Here is a 20,275-nt window from a genome sequence, read left to right as displayed (position 1 = left end):
GAAAATAATTAAAAAAAGCATAATCCGTTTACGTATTACGTTAAATCGCCTCGTATGCTTTCTTTATATTAAGGAAAATACTACTTTTATTGCCGATTTTTAAATCTAATCTTAGACTAAGTGTAAAATTGAATACCATAAAACAGATGGCTACTAACAAAAATTCTAATCGATATTCATCAGACCAGAAGAAGAAGAGTTTTTTTAAAGGAAAGACCTTTATGCTTCTTGCAGGAGTGGTTTTTGGTGCCGGGGTAATGATCCTGGCTTATAATACTTCTGTCTATTTTTCCTCCGACGAATCCTGTATGATGTGTCATGTGCATCCGCATGTGGAAAATAGCTGGAAGTTATCAAAGCATGTCAATAACAGAAGCGGTGTGAAAGTACATTGCGTGGACTGTCACCTTCCGCCTAAAAACGATACCTGGAACCATTATACGGCAAAAGCTAAGTTGGGTTTGAAAGATGTTTGGTCTTATATGACCAAAGACAGTGCCGATTTTGACTGGGATGTAAAGTCGGAACTGGACCATGCCGTTAAGTATATCCCGAACGAATCATGTAAAGAGTGTCACCAGAATTTGTTCCCGGAAGGAATAACAAACGATGGGATTACCGCGCACCTTTATTATGATGAGAATGAAAAGAAACTGGACTTACAATGTATCAGCTGTCACTTGGATGCAGGACACTATAATCCGAATTACAACCATTCGAAGCTGACCGGTATTCCCGGACTGGCAGCCGGCTCTTCGGTTGTCGATACCAGTTTGTATTTTAAAGCACCTGCGCAGGTAACAAGTTTCTCCGACTATGTAGAACAGATACCCGGAACTCCGGTGTCATTCAAAATGGTTGCCGTTCCCGGCGGTTCATTCAAAATGGGTAGTACCAGCAAGGAACCGTTCCATCAGCCGGATGAAGCTCCTGTCCGTAATGTGACAGTCAGTCCGTTCTTTATGGCAGAAGTGGAAGTGACCTGGGATCAATACTGGTCATTCTATGGAAGTACGATGAGTGAAGGACGTACTCCTCCCGAAACTGTATATGCAAACAACAGCAATCCCGATGTAGATGCCATATCCGGTCCGACACCTCCGTTCGGATTCCCCGACCAGGGTTGGGGTGGCGGTGACCGTCCGGCTATCACGATGACACATTATGCGGCAGAAACATTCTGTCAGTGGTTATCGAAGAAGACAGGTAAGAAATATCGTTTGCCGACTGAAGCCGAATGGGAGTATGCAGCCCGTGGCGGTACGGAAACTCCTTACTTCTTTAGCGGCAGCCCGAAAGATTTCTCTGATCAGGGATTCTGGCGTAAGTTCTTTGATGCAAAAACCGACAGCATCAGCTCGTTCGTTATTTACAGCAAGAACAGTAAGAATAAGACACAAGAACCGGAAATGGTGAAAGCCAATCCGTTCGGTTTAAAAAATATGTTGGGTAATGTCATGGAATACTGTGCAGACAAGTATGATCCTGAAGCTTACAGCAAGGGGGGCGAATCTGTAACAGATCCGTTGGTAACCGATGGAACAGAATGGGTAGTACGTGGAGGTAACTATACTTCCGATGCTGCAGATCTGCGCTCGGCAGCCCGTGATTATACAAAACATGAAGCGTGGTTAAAGACCGACCCGCAGCAGCCAAAAAGTATCTGGTGGTACTCTGACATACGTGGTATTGGTTTCCGCGTAGTTTGCGAGCCGGATTCATCAATCAAGTAGACTAGTGTAAAAATAATATCAATTCTTTAAAATTTTGCTATATCATGAAAAAGGAAAACAGTATCAGTAGAAGATCATTTTTAAAGAGCTCAGCGATGGCCGGTGCCCTGGGTGCAATCGGTACAGGTAGCGCAGCAAGTGTGGTTTTAACCTCATGTGGCGGAGGAGAAAAAGCAGATGCTTTGAAACCGCTGAAAGAACCGGGTACTTATTATATTCCTGAATTGCCCGACCTGGCAACAGACGGAAAAGAACTGAAAGCCGGTGTTATCGGTTGTGGCGGACGCGGTTCCGGTGCAGCTTTCAACTTCCTGAATGCAGCGAATGGTCTAACGATCATAGCATTGGGCGATACTTTTCAGGAAAGAGTAGATGATTTGGCAGGCAAGCTGAAAAAAGAAAAGAATATCGATATACCGGCCGACAAGCGTTTTGTAGGTCTGGATGCTTATAAACAGGTAATAGACAGTGGGGTAGATGTTGTGATCATTGCAACTCCTCCCGTATTCCGTCCGGTACATTTCCAGTATGCAACAGAAAAAGGAAAGCATTCGTTCCTGGAAAAACCGATCTGTGTAGATCCGGCAGGTTATCGTACGATTATGGCTACAGCTAAACAGGCAGAAGCTAAGAATCTTCGCGTAATCACAGGTACACAACGTCATCATCAGCGTTCTTATGTAGAATCTTACAAAAAGATCATGGAAGGTATGATCGGTGAGATCACTGGCGGTACGGTTTACTGGAACCAGAGTATGTTATGGTTCCGCGAACGTCAGAAAGAATGGAACGATTGCGAATATATGATCAAAGACTGGGTGAACTGGAAATGGTTATCCGGCGACCATATTGTTGAGCAGCATGTACATAATATCGACGTATTTACCTGGTTCAGCGGGCTGAAACCTGTTAAGGCTGTCGGTTTCGGTTCTCGCCAGCGTCGTATTACCGGTGACCAGTATGATAATTTCAGTATCGACTTCACTATGGAGAACGGTATCCATATGCATAGTATGTGTCGTCAGATTGACGGTTGCGTGAGCAATGTAAGCGAATTTGTCCAGGGTACGAAAGGCTCATGGGACAGCTCTACTATGGAGATCAAAGACCTTGCAGGCAATGTGATCTGGAAATACGATTACGAAGCAGAGAAAGCAAACTTCAAGCAGACTGACCCGTATACACTGGAACATGTAAACTGGATTAACAGCATCCGTGGCAACAAACCGCTTCAGCAGGCATCTGAAACAGCTGTTTCAAATATGGCTGCTATTATGGGACGTGAATCGGCTTACTCCGGTGCAGAAACAACATGGGATTCCATGACTGCATCTCCATTGGATTATACTCCGAAAGACCTGAATCTGGGTAAGATGGATATGAGCACATTTACTGTTCCGGTTCCGGGTAAACCTCTCGATCAAAAGAAATAAGTTATGACTCTGAATAGAAGAAACTTTTTAAGAACAACTTTATCCGGTGCTGCGGTAGCAGCCGTTAGCACCGGTGCGTTGGCTTCCTGTGCCGGTAAGGCTGCTTCGGACGAGAAATGTCCGGAGACAAAGTCTTGCTGTAACACGAAGGCTAAACTGAACATCTCTTTCCAGGAAGGCATTGCGCCGGGTGAAAACCTGAACCAGAAGCTGGACTATATGGAGAAGCTGGGTGTTGTCGGTTTCGAGCCGGGCGGACGTGGTTTGAAAGACCGTGTAAGCGAGATCAAGCAAGCTCTGAATGGTCGTGATATCAAAGTCAGTGCCATTTGTGCAGGTTTCGACGGTTTTATTCTTTCTACCGATCCGGCTATCCGCAAGCAATGTATGGATACGATGAAGGAAATCATCACGGCTGCCGGCGAACTGGGGTCGACTGGTGTTATTATCGTTCCTGCTTTCAACGGCCAGGTTCCTGCGCTTCCTCATAACCAGGAAACCCGCGACTTTCTGTGCGAACAGTTCACGGAGATGGGTAACCATGCTGCACAGAACGGAACGACAGTAATTTTTGAACCTCTGAACCGCAAAGAATGTTTCTATATGCGCCAGGTGGCCGATGCTGCTTCCGTATGCCGGGATATCAATAATCCGGGTGTGCGTTGCATGGGTGACTTCTGGCACATGACCTGGGAAGAAACTTCCGATATGGGAGCGTTCATTTCGGGTGGCGACTATCTGCAACACGTGCATGTGGCAAGCCGCAAACGTCGTAGCATGCCGGGTGAAGACGGTGACGCAGATAACTATGTAGACGGCTTCAAAGGATTGAAGATGCTGGGTTATGACAAATACGTAAGTTTCGAATGCGGATGCCAGGGCGATCGTAATATCGTTGTTCCTGCCGCAGTGGAACTCTTGCGCAAACAATGGGAAGAAGCATAAATTATGCCTTTAGTATATCCTAATATGCAAATGAGTGAGGTGGTGGAAGAACATCCCTCACTCATTCCTGTAATCAACCGGTTCGGTATCCGCCTCGGATTAGGGGATAAATCGGTGAAAACGATCTGTGACGAATATCAGCTGGATACGGATTTCCTGCTGACGGTGATCAACACCTTTCTGAATGAGGAATATTTCCCGGAGAGGAAGTTGCAGACATTCCATACTTCACAGATTATCGATTACCTGACCAAGACCAACCAGTATTATTTACGTTATCAACTGCCGAACATAGAGCGGCATCTTACTTCTTTTATCTCTATGAGTACCCCGGGAAATAATACGTTGAACCTGATCGGCAAGTTCTTCTCTTCTTTCAAAGAAGAACTGACAGCGCGTATCGAGAAAGACGACAAAGTATGGTTCCCGTATTGCCAGGCATTAAGTGAAAAGATCAACGGTTGCCAGGCTTCCGACGAGACCGGAGTGCTCCAGCTTAGTGGTGAACAGCGGTTGGAGGATCCTATCGAAGCACTGCTTTCCGACTTGAAAGGCATCATGGTCAAACATCTTTCGGGCGATTATAATGAGAATTTATGTTATGCCGTGATCTTCGGTATCAGCAGCCTTGAAAAAGACATCAAACAGCATAACCGTATCCGTTACCGTATTCTGACTCCGATGGTTTCAGCTATGGAGAAATTATGTAAATAGTCCGTATTGATGCATAAAACCAGGCAAATAGCGATCATTTTATCCGATACTTTACAGAGCATTGGCCTTCAGAGCTTGTTAACCGACTATTTCCCTCCGGTGGAAGTGTGTTGGTTCCCAACGTTCGAAGCCTTTAATGTTGCCGGTTGCAACGATACGTTCGATTACTATTTTACCTCTCCCGAAACCCAGGTTATGAATGGCGACTTTTTCCTGCCCCGCCGTAGTAAAACAATCGTCTTGATCGATGGTGCAGAAGGTGACGGAGGTATATCCACTACAAACCATATTACAGTAAAAGCCTCCCAGGAGATCATCATCGAGCAGTTGCAGCTCTTATTAGCCAACGACAATTCCGGCAATCTATCCGGCGACACGAACAAAGACCTCTCCACCCGCGAAACCGACGTTCTCCAGTTGATCGTAAAAGGTATCACTAACAAGGAGATAGCGGACAAACTAAGCATCAGCCTCAACACAGTCCTTACCCACCGTAAGAACATCACTGCTAAATTAGGTATCAAAACCGTTTCCGGTTTAACGTTCTACGCCATCATGAACGGGATTATTTCGGGAGATGATATAGAGTTATAAGTTTTTCCTCCACTACCTTCCACTCTTCTATATTCCGTGTTTTATTACTGAAGTTCACACCTAATCCCCGCTTCGTATTTCCCGTACGAATTTCTGGATCTGAAAAGACGAATCCACTTTGTTCGTATTGGCATAGAAAGGCAGTAAGAACTTCATGAATCCCTCTTCCACTTCGCGGTTGGGAAATCCGAGTCGGTAGATTCCAAATTCGCGGTCATATCCTTTAATGGTCAGGTACCCGCTCTGGTAGATCACGGGGATGGGGTTGGTCGAGGTCGAGTCTATACTGTTTAACACATCCGCATCAGTCTCCGTATGAGCCATATTATACAGGTTGTAGTTTGAACGCTTCAGTAGTGTTATCAGATAGGTTGGCGTGCCTGTTTCAAACCAGTAACTTCCAAATTCTTTTTTGGCAAAAGTATTCAGTAAACTGAATGGGTTATAAAGTCCGATGCTGTTATGAGTAAAATGATATCCGTCGTAATTCTCTTTCAATTCTTTGCAGGCATCCTCGTATGTCATATCCTGAGTGGCGGCTAACTCGCGAACCCCTTCCTCAAGACTGGTGTGTATTTCATTGTCCGTTATCCCACATATTTCTATATATCTTCTGTCCATCGATATATCCATCAGATTGTTCAGGTCGCTGAACACGCTCACTTTCCCGAACTTGGTTACCCCCGTCAGAAAAGCGAACTTAATATATCCGTCCATGCTCTTCATCACGCCGTAGAAAGCCTTCAAAGTCTCACGATATTCCCGCTGGAGCTCTTCGTTATCTAAAGCTTGCAGCATCGGTTTGTCGTATTCGTCTATCAGGATGACAACACGCTGTCCGGTTTTCTCGTAAGCCAGTCGGATCAGGGTGAAAAAGCGGTCATCAATCGTTTGGTCGGCAGGGCTGGAACCATATTTTGCTTCATAGATCAGCAATTGCCGGTCGACCAACCGTATCAGATCTTCTTCTGTATCGAACTTCTTGGCATTCAGGTCAAGATGAATAACCGGATACTGTATCCAGTCCTTCTCCAGCTTTTCGATAGCCAACCCTTCAAATAGCTCTTTCTTTCCTAAGAAATAAGCTTCAAGCGTAGAAATAAGTAAACTTTTACCGAAGCGACGCGGACGACTCAGAAAGTAATAACGTCCGGTTGTTACTAGCTGATAAATCATTTCTGTCTTATCAATATATAAATAATTATCTTGACGTAGACTTTCGAAGTTCTGTATGCCGATGGGATAAAGCTGTGCCATAATTTACCTGATTGAAAATGATACTTTCACAAAGGTAGAGAAATATTCTTAATAATATGTTTCTCTTAATGCAACGATTACCGAATTGGAAATCCAGGTTCAGTGCATGCCATGTTACGTATGTGATTCGGTGCTCATATTATGTATTTCTCAACATATCTTCACCGATTTTCAAAAAGAATCCTTACATTTGCGCACTACCCGCTATTGGGTGGTAATATCCAAAATCCTAATAATTATGGGAAAGTTTATCAATCCCTTTACCGATTTCGGTTTTCACCGTATATTCGGTCAAGAAGTACACAAAGAGTTATTAATTGATTTTTTGAATGAGTTGTTGAAAGGTGAGCGTCATATTATTGACATATCCTTTCTGAATCCGATGCTGCATCCTGAGACAGTGGAAGGTCGTGGAGTCATCTTCGACATTCATTGTAAAGATGAAAAAGGAAACCTTTTTTTGGTTGAGATGCAAAATGGTTCCCAGCCTTACTTTTACGATCGTGGCCTTTATTATTTGGCTCGTTCTATCAGTAACCAGGGTGAAAGAGGGAAAGATTGGAAGTTTAGTCTTTGTCCTGTCTATGGAATATTTCTGTTAAACTATAAAATGGGCATAAACTCCAAGTTCCGTACCGATGTTATATTAGCAGACCGTGAAACAGGTAAAATGTTCAGTAACAAGATCCGCCAGGTTTATCTGGAATTACCGTGGTTCACGAAAGAAGCAGATGATTGTGAAACAGATTTTGAACGTTGGTTATATTTATTAAAGCATATGGATACATTAGACAGAATGCCTTTCAAGGCACAAAAAGCCGTATTCGACAAACTGCTGGCGGTTGCTGACGTGGCTAACCTGAGCAAAGAAGAACGTATCCAGTACGACGAAGCACTGAAACGTTACCGAGACTATAAGAATACGATCGACTATGCCGAAGAGAGAGGAATAAAGAAAGGCTTTGAACAAGGTATAGAGAAAGGTTTGAAACAGGGTATGAAGCAAGGCAAAGAGCAGGGTATGAAACAAGGACTGAAACAAGGTCATAACGAAGGTCTCCGTCAAACCGCCCTCAACATGAAAACAATGCAACTTCCTCTGGAAGTCATCATGCAAGCCACCGGCCTTACCGAATCGGAGATACAGGCACTATAATCACTATACATTTATATATAGCAGGCGATCTATACCAGGTTGCCTGTTTTATTATCACACTAAAACCTTATTCATGAAACAGCCAGTGTATAGCTTGTCTTATGCTCTATTTATAGTTTTCCTTGCAACGTCCCTATTGCTAACACTGTATTTCCAAAAATCATTACTGCATTTTTCAATGGATAGATAGTCGTAATATAAGCTGTTTTAGAACCAGTTGTTTTATAAGCAATAAAATAGCCGGAAGAAGTACGAAACGAATGATGTTCTTTTGTTCTAGTATGATTTTTGACATCCTTTAGAAAGTCTGACTCTTGAATCAATGTTGTAATAGTCGATATTAATGGAGTCTTAGGTTGAAAAAAGGAAATCTGCTGACCATCTGAATACTTATCAAAGCCATCACGACGCATAGCTGTTGCATAATCAATATATTCAAAAGTGTGTCCTGCTGCTATGTGAACAATTCTATCAGGCTCAATGAGCACCTTACAACTTTGATTTGTAAACTCAATCTGGGAAGTAGGAGTAGACAATGTTCCGATAAAATTAGTTAAAAAAATATTGTAATAATCGTATACCTCACTCCAATTAGGACTATAGGACTTACAAGCCATTACCGCCATTTTGACATTTGGCGGTAATAGTGTATAAGTGGCAGTCAGATCAAATATATAAGTCATGTCGTTGGCAGTGGTAGACGTAAGGCACATCTCATTGAATACATTTGCTATATCAGTCAGGGGCCATGTTTCTAGCAGAGTCAGGAAATGAGTACTTGATTTGCATAAGTTAACCAATGCTGCCAACCCTTCCGCTTTTTTGAGCAATGGAATCATCTCCGAGATCCGCTCCAGTTTATTCTTTTCTAATGTTTTTATCAAACAGTCAATAATCTCATACCTGTTTTTGAGCAATGAGAGTTTACACAACTTTAATAAGGTTTCTTCGGATGGGGAAGTCTGCTCGAAACTTTGGACAATTTTAATCAATGCGGTCATATCCCAAGATAGCTTAAGGAGCTCTATTACGGTATCCGGCTTATTCGCCAGGCGTTTGGGAGCTGCTTTCACTAGTTCCACGATAGTCGAATATTCATTGGAGTACATATTGCTCCCGTTCATTAGTTCGATTACATGGTCTATATCCCATTCTGGGGGCATGGCGGCAAAAGAATAGATTGCTTTCTGCCATTTATTCCAGTTCTGTGCGCATTGAGCCACTTTTATGATGTCCTCGAAAGGACGTAGTCGCAGTCTGGGGGGAAAATCATGAGCAAACAACCCGTAATAATTCGGTGTTGTGAAATTAACAAGCAGTGTAAAATCGATTATCTCATCTATTGACAGAAGGAAGTTGGCATTTCTTTTCGATGCCATTGCTGTAATGGCATTGATCTTCTCTTTAGCTCTTTTTTGGAATACTCCATCTATCAGTTTATCTACATCTGCCTCCTCCATCGTTTCGATAGCAGCAAATCTGAGTACCTCATTTGGAAGGTTTAGCAATAGTTGATTTTGTGTTATTCGGAGGATATTTGCGTACCATTGTTCTTGGGACAAAGAGACCGGATTAACAGTCGTATTACTGCTGGTGAGTGATTTCGTGTTCTGTTGTTCTTGGATAGTTACGTTCTGTATCAACTGGATAAGCAACTTAAACTCCCAATCTTTAATACCCTTCAATATCGTAGCAAGCTTTGTCGATAGAGCGTAACAGACCCTTCTTATATCCTTCTTATTGTTTTCTGTCAATATACGAAGCAATTCTTTGTGGTATGCAGGATTACAGTTTTCTAATACTTTTTCCGCTGTAGGGGTATCCCCTTTTTGAAGCTTTGCTTGTGCAGGTTTAAAAAATGTATTTATGTGTTGTGCTATTTCTTCTTGGATAGTTAATTGTTGGGGATTCGGTGCCGGAGATGTTCCCTGTTCCAATATACTGTTAACTTGAGCCTTGCTTTCTGGATTGGGAACGGTGAGATCTGGTATTTCTGGTTGTAATGAGGTGAGAGTCGGTGCTTCTGTTGGCTGTCCCAGCACCTGATGAATACTACGGGTTGATCCGGTTGGCATTGGAGTTCGACTTTCTGTTTTTATTGAAGCTTGTTGATATTTGTGTTTTTTACCCATAATTATACTGCTGATTTTAAGAGATAATAAAATAAGTGTATCCTCCTATTTTTTCAGCCTGTAAGACTTAGGAGATATAACTTCGCAAATCTATATAAAATACTTTGAATTATAAGCGATGTAGGCATATATATGTGTGTAATGTATTGAACTGTAAAGAGATGGGGAATTTGTTTGCAGGCTTAATAGTGTCGTTTACAAACAATATCTGTCGTTTGTAGGGATAAATTGCAAAATCGTTCACAATCTTTTGTATGGCATATAGCTCATCTGTATCTCTGTCTGGTAATATACTATGTGTTCAAAAATAGATGAAGTTAGTGATTGTTTAAATATTCCTATATATGAAGAATTATATTTTAGTAAGAATACTTTAATTATCAAAATGACTAGCTAAAACGATCGTTTTTATTTGTCTGTAAATCTATGCTTTTTATAAATAGCGTCCAAATTTTTATTTGTTTATTATCGCCTAAAAATCAAGAACTTTGGAATTTCCCCTCGAAAAATGCCAGCTTCGCGAAAATGACTAAAAAAAACGATCGTTTTTTTTAGTCATTTTTATTTTTTACAAAACGGTCGTTTATTATTCGGATCAGTTACAATAATCCATAAAAAACACTAGTATGCAAAACAAATTACGCGGATGGCTGGCAGACAACAGCTTAACGGCAGATCCGAAAGACCGGATTCTGGTACTGGACCCCGCAGGTGATGCCGGGCTTGAAGAAATCTACAAAGAGATGCTTGAAGAAGATACAGGGCTCAGGCAAGAGACTATGACTCATGTCGTTACACTCTTTCAACGTATTGTGGCACGCTTCCTGATGAACGGCTTTAACGTCAATACCGGACTCTTCCATGCAGTGCCCCGTTTTACCGGAATTATCGAACAAGGCATCTGGAACCCCGAAAAGAACGGGATTTACGTCTCTTTCATACAAGATAAAATGATACGCGAAGAGATCGCAAAGACAGAAGTTGTCATAAAGGGTGAAAAGGCCGACGTGATGTATATCAGCGGTGTGGAAGACCGCAGCAACAATATGACCGACGGCAGCATGACACCCGGACGCAACTTCGCTATTTTCGGTGCTTACCTCCGTGTGGTGGGCGACAATGAAACGGTGGGGATCACTTTTCGCAATACCGCTACCGATGCCGTTGTCAAACTCGGCAACGACATGTTCAGCACCAACGATCCCGGCAAACTGATCTTTATCGTTCCTTCCGAACTAGGGAACGGAACTTACGAACTCACGATAACTACCCAGTATATGAAAGGGAAGAACGCTTTACGCAAAACTCCCCGTGTCATTTCCACCTCTGTATTTGTGGGCGACGGCAGTGGCGGCGGCGACCGTCCCGAGATCGAATAAGTACGCCCCGTCCTTTCGCCGTACCCGGACCCCCGGCGTTCCCCTTGCAGGAACCGGGGCGTTCCCGATGCAGCGAAAGGATGGTTCCCGGCAGGGGAACCTGTGCGGTTGCACCGAAGGGAACCAATTTTCGGATAAATAAATTCAAAACAATAAAAAGATGAACAAACAAGAACTTATCAGGCAACTGGCTGCCGATACAGGCATCGACACCTGTCAGGTGCGTGCCGTGCTCGACAGTCTGCTCCGGACGACTACTGCCGTATTGCAGCAGGGCGACAAACTGATGTTTCAAGGCTTCGGCGCCTTTTATCCGGTACAACAAACGGAACGCCCCGGACGTAACCCCAAAACGGGCGAGCCGAAAACGGTCCCTTCCCGCCGGACAGCGAAGTTCCGTCCGGGAATTGCTTTTCTAAAAGATTTGAACAAAGATAAAATAGAATAGAAGTGTTTACTAAAAAAATATAGGGAGTATGAATATGGTAGATAAGCAGCAATGCGACAGGCAACGAAGTGGCTTGTTGCTTTTTTTGTTTTATATAGGGTGGTGGTTTCATAAAGTGGAAAAGATAATGGCTACAGGCTCAACCGACCTGTGGCGGAGAACTTCAAAACCGGTAATTGCCTTTTTGATGGTTTCGATGCTGGCTCTTGTCAATATGGCTGCCGTAGAAGCAAGGACGGTTACGATCGATTTGGATCAATTGAAAGATGGGGATAGCTCAGAAGCGGATGGGTGGTCGTTGGGTAGTGGAATTAATCTTTGGTTAGAAGCTCAAGTACCGGATGTTGATACCTATATCATTAAAGGTAATGCAACTAAGTATCGAATGAGGATAAGCGCATTCAATAAAAAATGTATTTTTCAAGGTAATGTATCTCTTACACATATAACTGTAGAATCGTATAATTCAACTTTTACTATCGAGGTTCAGGGTAAGTTGACAGTTAGGAATACAGAAAAAAGACCTGCTATAGCAATATCCAATAAATCTGTGGTATTGATTATTACGGGACCTGGTACATTAGACGCAATAGCAGAGTCTGATTATTGTCCGGGCATAGGTTCTCTTATCAATTATAATACTAGTAGTGGTGTGCCGTATGATAATGGTACTGTAATTATTAAATCCGGTACGGTAAATGCTACAGGAGGAAAGTATGGATGCGGTATCGGTAGCGGAGGTAATTCTTACCGAAATCTCTTTCAACCTGGAAAAATGAATGCCGGATCTGGTGGTACCATTCGGATTGAAGGCGGTACCGTTAATGCTACAGGAAACGGTGGTGCTGCGGGTATTGGCGGAGGATTTAGTCTGTATGGTAAAGGAGGACAAGGTGGTAATATCATAATATCCGGAGGCACTGTCAACGTTACAGTTACCGGTGGTGGAGCCGGTATCGGTGGCGGGAGTACTGGGATAACTTCGAAAACAGATTTACGTGGTGGCCTTGCCGGTAACTACCTCCAGACAGGCGGAAAAGTCACTGTTCATTCGGAAGACGGGGCAGGTATCGGCTCGGCAGCCTATTGCAACGATAAGAGAGGCGACGATAACCGGGTGCAGATAAGTGGCGGCTCCGTAACAGTCACATCTACTGGCAAAGGGGCCGGTATAGGAGGTGGATATGCCGGGTGGATGCCAGATGTTTGGTTGACAAGTAATGATAATGTCAGTGCTGGTACTGCCGTTGTAAAATGTACAGCAGTAGATGGAGCAGGTATCGGCGGAGGAATGGAGATGCACAGCCTTGGTGATCTCAATATTAATGCAAAAAGTGTCGATTGCTTTTCTGAAAATGGGGCCGCCATCGGGGGAGGAAAAGAGGGTGGAAGCTATAACCAGGCTTGTAATTTATTTGGAGGTAATGTGAAAGCCTATTCAATAAATGGATTTGGGGTTGGAGAAGGGGCTAATTCATATAATGGGAACAATGATATTGTTTATTTAGGTCATACTACAGAACTCGGAAAATTGAATGCAGATATCCATTCGGTGAATAATTATGCAATCGACAAGTTCTATAGTTATTATGGAACATCCAGAATTAAATCTGATACGAAAGCGGTCGATATGGACAATACCGGTGGCAATAGTGATATTTCCGATATAAACGGTGGTTCTGTTTATATGTCCAAACCAATGGCAAAAATGCGTGATGATTATGGTGTTGATCTGTATCAGGTCAAAGTTCGTGCCTTCGGTCTCTCGAATGATAGGGATTATCAGTGTTCCTATATAGTAAAAAAAGCGCCTGTACAGTTCCAGACACGTACCTTCTATGCCCGTCCCATCGACGGATATTTTTATTTCTGGATGTGTGAAGATGAGGATGTGGGAGAAATGACGATCAATGGAGAAAAAGTTTACGTAGATGTCGTAAAGAACAACCATAATAATCAGGCTCCAACGATCGTCTATAAAAAAAAGGCTGCAACCGACTATTATTATTTCTCGATCAAAGAAGCACTCGATGCTTCTACGGAAAACGATGTACTTACTCTCAAACACGATTATCCGTTATTGTCTGCTGAAAAAAACATATCGACCAAAAATATCACATTCGACATGAATGGCCATACGGTTACGAGCGACGGTGGAGGAGTGTTGGAGATCAATAGCGGCTTGCTCTCGATCAAGAACGGCGTGTCGAATACACCCACTTCATTTAAGCCGGCTATAGTGATGCAGGGAGGCTACCTGAAGAAAATAGAATCGAGCGCATACGGCGTTTTGAACCTTCCTGAAGTCACATTGAAAGAAAATGGTGGCGATAAAGTGCCTGTTTACTGGACTAAAGTGAGTAATTCTGCTTTGGGAACTGCGAAAAACTTCCGGCAGGGAACGACAGTGTTGACGGATAATCAACGTAGCTTTAGTTCGGCCTCTACCTATCCTTACTATTTCTGGTTGGTAAAGGGTACGACAGACGAGTTTTCGATGGATGCGACACCTCTTGGAGGAGTAACCAAATATTATTATGCAGATGTTCCTGCCGGTACCAAACACGGCGATGAATTGGACTTGCAAACCTACAAGGCCCTGATTGAAAATGCCTCGTCGGGAACATTGAGCCGTTACAAAACGATATCCGGAGCGTTTTCAGGCGCTGCCGACGGGCAGACCGTTAAACTGATCGACAGCTATGCCGCCTCCAACGAGGTGATCACGCTGCCGCAGGGAAATGCAGACATGACGTTCGACCTGCAAACATATACGTTAAGCGGTGATAAAACGATAGATGCCGGCAACCACAGGCTGACTTTGACGAGTAACGGCAGCGGTAAACTGGAAGGTACTACCACCCTCGGCGGCCTGGTCTATACCGAGATCGATGCCAACAACCTGGGTGCGATGAAGATGAACGGCCAGCAAGTCTACCGGACTACCGTAACCAATCTGCCGACTCAAAACAGCGGACGGTTGACCTATCGCATAGGCAACGCCCAGACCGTCTATCAGGCAGGAACGAATACGGCAAAAGGCAACGCTTGCCTCTGGCTGCCGGCCAACCAGCAGACGGTCACCCTTTCGGACGTGCTTCCTACCACGACCGAACAGTTTGCCGAAGCATCGCTTGCGGTAGCTGCCAACCATTCAAACACGGTGGCCGCCTCGCCGCTGCTCAACATCGGCAACGGGACGATCACCATTACACCCAACGGGACAGGGAGTGCCGACGTGACCTACGGATCGAAAAGCTACGTCTCTTCTTTCGCCGGAACCAATGCGTCCAAACGCATCGCCGTTTACGGAACCGTCGACCGCGATAGCGGCAAGGATAACCGGCTGGTGATTGCATCCGGTTCGGAAACTGCTTACCTGAGCCTGAACGGTATCGGCGTACAGACCGCTTCCGACAAACCCGCACTTGAAATAAGTGCCCCTGCCGATATCGAATTGATCGGCGACAACCGGTTGAAAGGCAGCTATAGCGGTTCGGCCACTTCGCCCGCCGTACAGGTGAATGCCGGTGGCAAACTGACCTGGAAGAACTGTGCCGACGGTAGCGGCAGGTTGTATGCCGACGGCGGTACGATCGGAGCGAATGCCAGTCCGGCGGTCCGGGTCGATGCCTCGGCAATGATGTCGGTTTCCGGCGGTACGCTGGTGGCACGCCACGGCAACGGCAAAGCTGCCGATGCCATCGAAGGCGGTACGCAGCAGATACTGGCCGGTAGCGTGGATGCGTTGTACAAAGCCGGTTCGCGTCCGAAGAACAATAGTAATACGGAGGTCTATAAGGTATCGGTCACCACCGGCCTGACACCGGACCAACCCTATACCTGTACCTATAAAGACTGCTCGCCGGGCACCTTTATGGCGATGCCCGACGCGGCAGGAAAAGTCTATTGCTGGCAGCCCGAACAGGAGCTGAGTGCGGAGAAGACGAAGGTCGTACTGACGCATCCCGTCAGTTTCGAGAAGACCGAGATCGAAGTGGTGCAGGTGGAAAAGAACGACGACAATGTGGCGCCGATCGTGCTCCGCATGACGAACGACGAGACGGGAATCCGTCAGGCGTTCGGTAACCTGCAGGATGCTTTCGCTGCGATGGAGGCGGGTTCCGAGAGCAAACCGAACAGCTATTCATTGCAGTTGCTTACCCGCATCGCCAACCTGCGCACCGTGCAGTCCGTTCCTGCCTATACCCGTGTCGCGCTCGATCTGGGTAGTTTTGAGATTGCGGCACAGAACGGTTCCGATGTCTCTTTCGATGCCTCTGCCAACGGCGCGTTCCTCCGGATTTCCGGAAAAGGGAATATCAAGAATACCTTCCGCATCAAAGGCGATGTGTTTATTGCCGGTGTGGTGCCCCTGACCGATGCCGTGGTCGAACTCGACGGCAAGGCGGTGTTCCGTACCCTGGTAAAAGACCTGCCTGCCGGGGCCGGCAACGGCTATGTCTATAGCTACGGCGAACAGCAGAACGTCTCGTTCTACCTGCACGACGGACAAGCTTGTCTTTGGTTGCCCGACTACGGGCGCAGCGAGGAACTGCGTTTCACGGTAAGCGGTGCGGGCGGTTCGAGTACCGAGTACACCGCCGGTAATATCACGACCGTCACCCAACGTACCGAAGCCATCCCGGCAACCCCGGTCGGCGTCGTGGCACGGGTGATCTATCAGGACGGTAATGTCAACCTGGCATCCAACACCTTGCAGGAGGCTTTCAAGGCGGCGGCTACCGCTTCGCAGACGAACGGCGACGTGAAGGTGCAACTGCTCACGGGAGTGACGGTTTCCGGCACGCTCCGTGCAGAAGGCAAGTTCGCGCTCAACCTCAACGGCAAGAATCTCGTGGCTGCTTCCGGTGCCCGTCTACAGGTGGCGGACGCTGCGAATGTGGTGGTGAACGATGAAACGACAGGCGCGAAAGGAAGCATTTCGGTCGATATCGACCTGCTGGGCAAAGGACAGTTGTTTGTCTCCGGTTCCGTCCGGCTGGAAGGGAATGTGACGAAAGGCAGCGTGCCCGACAGCTACTACTGGCGTACGCTGGTCAATATGAGTTACCAGCCGTCTACCGTCGAAAAGGTGACTTTTGAAGGAGCCGACTATCCGGTGATCGACCGTGAGGTTTGCCTCTGGCTTCCCGCCAGCGACGACACCGGGAAAACATATACCTTTACGGTCGGCGTCAAAACGGAGAACGTGACCGGCTACCTTGTTTCCGCCGGTAAGCACGACAACGATATGACCATCGGCGGCAGCAACAACGAAGCCCGTATCGGTACGCAGGAATATGCCACCCTGAAAGCAGCGCTCGACGCAGCACAGAATAACCAGACCGTCGAACTGATGAAGGCCGCTCCGCTGACGGAAGACTACAGCCTGGCGGGGAAAAACATCACTCTCGAACTGGGTAAATACGAACTGACGGGCGACCGCTCGCTGACTGTTGCCGACGGTGCTTCGCTGGTGGTGAAGAGCCGCAGCGGCAGCGGAAAGCTGGCACTTCCGTTGCTGATCGGGGGCGGTAACCTCTATATCGGACAGGATATTCCGGGCGGCGGAATCGGTGCGGTCGGTCAAAGCGGCAACCCGTTGTACCGTTTGCTGGTCACGAACCTGCCGGCCAATATCCCGACAGGTACGCATCAGTTTACCTATGCGGAGATAGGTGGCGACGGTAATCCGACGGGTACGAAACAAACGGGTTCCTTTATGGTGCGCGAAAGTGTGGGATGCCTGTGGCTGGAAGAACAGGTGGCACGCCGGTTGACGATGACGGTGGGAGGCAGCGACTTCCCGACCGAGAACGTTACGGTGAACGACGACCATTTCAATATCGAGACCTACGGGGTGAACGATGTGGCACAGATACGCAACGGCAAGAAATACCGCGACCTGGCGGATGCCTTCAAGGATGCGGCAGGCAAGACGATCGTCTTGCTGAAAAATGCGGCGTTGAAACAGGATGTGGAAGTGGGCGGAACGATCGTGCTCGAAATAGGCGAATATACCATCACCTCGCAGGAGGTGGGCAACGTAAAAGCCCAGGTCAGAGTACCTGCCACGGGGAACCTGCAGATCACCGGAAAAGGGAATATCGGTTCCGATTTCACCATTTCAAAGTCGACTGCCGAAACGACCTGGAGCAACGGTAACCTGCAGGTGGACGGGGCTGTGGTCATGACCGGTTCGGTGAAGCTCGACGGACAGGAAAGCCGCCGTGTCAGCGTGTCGGGACTGCCTGCCGCCACGGTTGCCGACTACGAATATAAGAGCCAGGGCGGCAAGGTGAAGACGGCATCCGACGGCTCGCTCTGTCTCTGGATGAATGTGGAAGATAATACGCCTGCCAACTTCTTTGTCGAAGCGGGCGGCAAGACCTATATGGCAACCTCGGTACTGATCACCGGTACGCATGTCAATCCGGTGAATGTGACACAGGTAACGGCTGTGGCGGCTATCGGTGACAAGACGTACGATACGCTTGCCGATGCTTTTGCCGAACTGACTGCGGGTACGACGGTCAGCCTGCGCAAATCGCAGGACGACCTGACGGGCGAACTGGCGCTTCCGGCGGCTACGACCGGGACGGCTGTCTTCGACCTGGGCGGCAATACGCTGACGGCTACCGGCTTGTCGATGAAGGGAAACAACGGGCAACTGCTGTTGAAGAGCGGTTCGCTGGGCGGTCTGGTCGCTGTCGACGGGAAAGTCTATGCCGACGGCAGTGTGGTGATGAACAACGCGCAGGTCAGCATGAACGGCAAAACGGTCTGGCGCACTTTCCTGACACTGCCCGACGGGACGACGTCGTTCAGTTACCGGTTGGGTGAGGGGACACCTGTTACGTCTGCCAACATCTCTGTGGCGGACGGCCATCCGGTAGCCTGTCTCTGGTTGCCTTCGTCGAATGTGGCAGGTACGCTGACCGTAACGGCCGACAATACCGAATATGCCCTCAATAATGTGATCATCGCTTCCACACACGGGAACGAACTGGATGCGACCTCCGGCAACGATCCGGTAGCGGAAGTGAACGGTAAAACGTATGCTTCGATAGCCTCGGCACTGAGTGCGGCTTCCGACGGCGGGATCGTGGTACTGAAAAAAGGGCTGAATATGGCATCCGTACAGGATATTACGAAAAACCTGACGTTCAACCTCGGCGGCTATAACCTGACATCGGGCAACGGTGGTTTCAACGTGGTTTCTCCGACTCATACACTGACCCTGACGAATGGGATGGTGCTGGGAACTGTCCGCCTGAAAGGAGAGGGTACGGTCTATGCCGGAAGCGATGTGAAAATAGCCGGTATCGTACTCGATAAAAACGACCGGGAGGTGTACCGTACGCTGGTGAAGATGGGACCTTCCGCTCCAACTGCTACGGGGTGCCGCTGGATCGAACGGGCTACGATGGAATATGACCTCCCGGTTACACAGGGCGGTGATACCTATGAAGTGACTGTTCCGGTCAGCCTTGCCGACCATAATACGGTGCTGACGGCTTATAAACGGGTGGAACTGACCGGCAATGTCAACTGGAAAGCGGAGTATGCCAACACCAACCTGCTACTGGCTTCCGGCTCGGAACTTGTACTGGACGGTGCTACCGGTACGTCTGCACTGCATCGCCTCACCCTGTCTGACGGTGCTTCGATAAAGAGTTCCTCCACTGCCGGGCAGGTCGTGGCGGAAGAGGGTATCCGTTATGTACGTGTGTTTGCCAATTCCGACCAATGGGAATCGGTGGCACTTCCGTTTACGACAACTCGTATCACTACCGTACAGACCGATCCGGCAACCGCTACTACGTCGACGATTCAACTGACTCCTGCCACCGGTACGGGTACGGCAGGCAACTTCTGGTTGAAGACGGTGGATGCCAACGGACGTCTGGAAGGGGTAACCAGTCTTGAAATGACGGCCAACGTGGTTTATCTGATGGCGGTGCCGTCGCAGTTGGCGGGTAAGGAGATCACTTTCGTTTCCGGTCCGAACCAGTTGCTTCGCCGAAATAAGGTGGCGGCTGTGAAGCCTGCCGGTGGTTTTGCCGCTTATGCGAACGGGACATTCGACCGGGTGGAGGTGAAAGAAGCCTGTTATCTGCTGAATGCCGACGGGGATGCGTTCGAACTGAAACAGCCGGTAGGCGGCAGTATCACGATCGACCCGTTCCGCGGTTACCTGCTGGCGGATGCCAATACGACGGCGATCCTGCCGACATTGCGTGTAGGGGTGGCGACGGACGTGTTGCCGGTGGTTCAGGGTAAGATGCGTATCTCAGCTTTGCCGGGACGTATCCTGGTGGATACTCCCCGGCCGGAGGAGGTGCTGGTCTATACCTTTATGGGTAGCCTCGTGCGCCGTTTACAGGTGCCTGCCGGACAGACGGAGATACCGCTGGCACGCGGATTCTATATTGTCAACCGGATGAAGATATGGGTAAAAGAGTAATAACATATATAACG

Annotated in this window: 10 protein-coding genes and 1 pseudogene; 9 read left to right on the top strand and 2 right to left on the bottom strand. The window is 47.2% G+C overall.

All coding sequences use genetic code 11. The annotated features are described in order from the left end of the window. The first annotated feature begins 146 nt into the window (after positions 1-146). The 5 genes from DWW23_RS20390 to DWW23_RS20370 are packed head-to-tail and all read left to right on the top strand — an operon-like array spanning position 147 to position 5,419. Positions 147-1,733: an SUMF1/EgtB/PvdO family nonheme iron enzyme gene (locus DWW23_RS20390; RefSeq protein WP_122355626.1), complete on the top strand. Its 1,587-nt coding sequence runs from the start codon at positions 147-149 to the stop codon at positions 1,731-1,733. A gap of 44 nt (positions 1,734-1,777) precedes the next feature. Next, positions 1,778-3,166 (top strand): Gfo/Idh/MocA family oxidoreductase, encoded by a 1,389-nt coding sequence (locus DWW23_RS20385; RefSeq protein ID WP_122355624.1) that lies wholly within the window; start codon positions 1,778-1,780, stop codon positions 3,164-3,166. 3 nt (positions 3,167-3,169) lie between these two features. Continuing rightward, positions 3,170-4,111: a sugar phosphate isomerase/epimerase gene (locus tag DWW23_RS20380; protein WP_122355622.1), complete on the top strand. Its 942-nt coding sequence runs from the start codon at positions 3,170-3,172 to the stop codon at positions 4,109-4,111. A 24-nt stretch (positions 4,112-4,135) separates the two neighbouring features. Then, a complete protein-coding gene (locus DWW23_RS20375; protein WP_183669128.1) occupies positions 4,136-4,825 on the top strand; it encodes a helix-turn-helix transcriptional regulator in 690 nt (229 codons plus the stop codon). Positions 4,826-4,834: 9 nt separating this feature from the next. Then, positions 4,835-5,419, top strand: a complete 585-nt coding sequence (locus DWW23_RS20370; protein WP_122355618.1) for a LuxR C-terminal-related transcriptional regulator — start codon at positions 4,835-4,837, stop codon at positions 5,417-5,419. Between the two features lie 63 nt (positions 5,420-5,482). Here DWW23_RS20370 and DWW23_RS20365 read toward each other — a convergent pair. Further along, positions 5,483-6,676 (bottom strand): annotated as a pseudogene (locus DWW23_RS20365) (AAA family ATPase); the annotation flags it as partial. Positions 6,677-6,914: 238 nt separating this feature from the next. Here DWW23_RS20365 and DWW23_RS20360 point away from each other — a divergent pair. Continuing rightward, positions 6,915-7,832: an Rpn family recombination-promoting nuclease/putative transposase gene (locus DWW23_RS20360; protein ID WP_122355614.1), complete on the top strand. Its 918-nt coding sequence runs from the start codon at positions 6,915-6,917 to the stop codon at positions 7,830-7,832. 110 nt (positions 7,833-7,942) lie between these two features. Here DWW23_RS20360 and DWW23_RS20355 read toward each other — a convergent pair whose 3' ends face one another. Next, positions 7,943-9,964 carry a hypothetical protein gene (locus DWW23_RS20355; protein ID WP_122355612.1) on the bottom strand — a complete coding sequence of 674 codons (2,022 nt, stop codon included), beginning with the start codon at positions 9,962-9,964 and terminating at the stop codon, positions 7,943-7,945. A 626-nt stretch (positions 9,965-10,590) separates the two neighbouring features. On the opposite strand from DWW23_RS20355, the gene DWW23_RS20350 reads away from it, so the two are divergent. The 3 genes from DWW23_RS20350 to DWW23_RS20340 all read left to right on the top strand — a co-directional run bounded on the left by DWW23_RS20350 (position 10,591) and on the right by DWW23_RS20340 (position 20,261). Beyond that, entirely contained in the window at positions 10,591-11,343 is a 753-nt protein-coding gene (locus tag DWW23_RS20350) for a DNA-binding domain-containing protein (RefSeq protein WP_122355610.1), read from the top strand. Between the two features lie 142 nt (positions 11,344-11,485). Next, positions 11,486-11,791, top strand: coding sequence for an HU family DNA-binding protein (locus DWW23_RS20345; RefSeq protein WP_305037003.1), 306 nt, complete (start codon positions 11,486-11,488; stop codon positions 11,789-11,791). A 28-nt stretch (positions 11,792-11,819) separates the two neighbouring features. Beyond that, positions 11,820-20,261, top strand: a complete 8,442-nt coding sequence (locus DWW23_RS20340; RefSeq protein WP_122355606.1) for a hypothetical protein — start codon at positions 11,820-11,822, stop codon at positions 20,259-20,261. Positions 20,262-20,275 lie beyond the last annotated feature (14 nt).

This window comes from Parabacteroides sp. AF14-59, from assembly GCF_003479515.1.
GTDB classification, from domain to species: domain Bacteria; phylum Bacteroidota; class Bacteroidia; order Bacteroidales; family Tannerellaceae; genus Parabacteroides; species Parabacteroides faecis.
Note: the sequence above shows the minus strand (reverse complement) of the source record. Positions and strands in the feature narration are given on the sequence as shown.